1 protein-coding gene and 1 pseudogene are annotated in these 1483 nt (G+C 59.9%); both read right to left on the bottom strand.

Annotated features, from left to right (window positions below):
• Positions 1-127: pseudogene (locus KRZ98_RS23095) on the bottom strand (IS3 family transposase); the annotation flags it as partial.
• A gap of 37 nt (positions 128-164) precedes the next feature.
• Positions 165-1291 (bottom strand): IS3 family transposase gene (locus KRZ98_RS23090; protein ID WP_217675526.1). Its coding sequence is split into 2 segments (ribosomal slippage): positions 165-1060 and positions 1060-1291, totalling 1128 coding nucleotides; the frame shifts between segments, so codons are not numbered across the junction.
• Between the last annotated feature and the right edge of the window lie 192 nt (positions 1292-1483).

Here is a 1483-nt window from a genome sequence, read left to right as displayed (position 1 = left end):
ATGAACGCCATCATCATCTCCCGGGGCGGTCGAGCTCCGCCATCGCAAAATACGCAGATGCCTTGCGCAAAATCTCGTTGGCCCGGCGTAGTTCCTTCACTTCGCGCTCCAGCAACCTCAGGCGTTCTGGACTTGTAACGGATTTGCGCCGGTCACCTATCTCATTATGCCACCCTGGCTTCGAATGCGAGCGGGCTGATGCCGCCCAGATATGAATGGCGGCGACGGGTGTTGTAGAATCCATTGATGTACTGGAAGATGGCAGCTTCCGCCTGACGCCGCGTTGGCCAGCTCTGCCGCCAGATGAGTTCCGCCTTCAGGGATTTGAAGAAGGTCTCGACGGAGGCATTGTCGTAACAATTTCCCTTGCCGCTCATCGATGGACGCAGGCCATAGGCCTGCAGCTTTTTCTGATAGTCGTAAGAACAATATTGGCTGCCGCGATCCGAATGAAAAAGGCAGCCTTCTGGAGGCTGGCGCAGGCGCACCGCCATATCCAGCGCCCTGATCGCCAGATCCTTCTTCATCCTGTCGCTGACTGCCCAGCCAACGACGCGACGGCTATGCAGGTCGAGAATGACGGCAAGATAGAGCCAGCCCTCCGACGTCCAGATATAGGTGATGTCGCCTGCCCATTTACGGTTGGGCGCATCGGCGGCGAAGTCGCCGTCCAGCCAGTTCGCTGCGACCCCCAGGCGATGATGGCTGTCCGTTGTCACCTTGTGCCTGCGGGTGCGGACAGGCTTGATCCCGTTGATCTTCATCAGCCGACCGACCCGGCGCTCGCCAACGGCGAGGCCGACCTCCTTGAGTTCCATTGTCATCCTCGGACGACCATAGCTGCCAAGGCTGAGGCGATACTGTTCCCGGATATGTGCCAGCACTTTCATATCCGTGCGCGCACGTTGGCTGATCGGTCTCGAGCGCCAGGATCGATAGCCGCGCTCACTGACAAGCATGACACGGCAGAGCAGTTCAACGGGCCACCGGTGCCGCCAGCTATGCACAAAAGCAAACTTCACGGCCTTTGGCTCGCGAAGAACTGCGTGGCCTTTTTTAATACTTCCCTCTCCTCCCGCAGTACACGGTTCTCAAGGCGAAGGCGTTCATTCTCACGCGCCAGATCTGCCTGCGGCGCTGAAACCAGATCACTGGGCCGATACTGTGATACCCACTTGCCCAGCGTCGACTTCCCTATCCCCAAATCCGATGCGACCCGGGCGCGGGGCAATCCGCTGGTCAGCGCAATCCGCACCGCCTCCTGCTTGAACTCTTCTGTGGGCTTGATCATCTCGTCGGTCTCCTGTTGCGAACTCTAATCGCTCAGGTGACCGGCGCAAATCCGTTACAAGTCCATTCCCGGTCATCCGCCGCCAGCGCCGCTGGCCCCGCTCGTCGGCTCGCCTCCTCGCGGCACCACCGGCGCAGCGTCTCCAGCGAGCAGCCGATCTTCGCCGCGATCGACTTCATCACTTCCCATTCC

Origin of the sequence: Sphingobium sp. AS12 (genome assembly GCF_019097845.1) — a bacterium.
Taxonomy (GTDB): domain Bacteria; phylum Pseudomonadota; class Alphaproteobacteria; order Sphingomonadales; family Sphingomonadaceae; genus Sphingobium.
The sequence above is the reverse complement of the archived record's forward strand: the minus strand, read 5'-3'. Positions and strand labels throughout refer to the sequence as shown.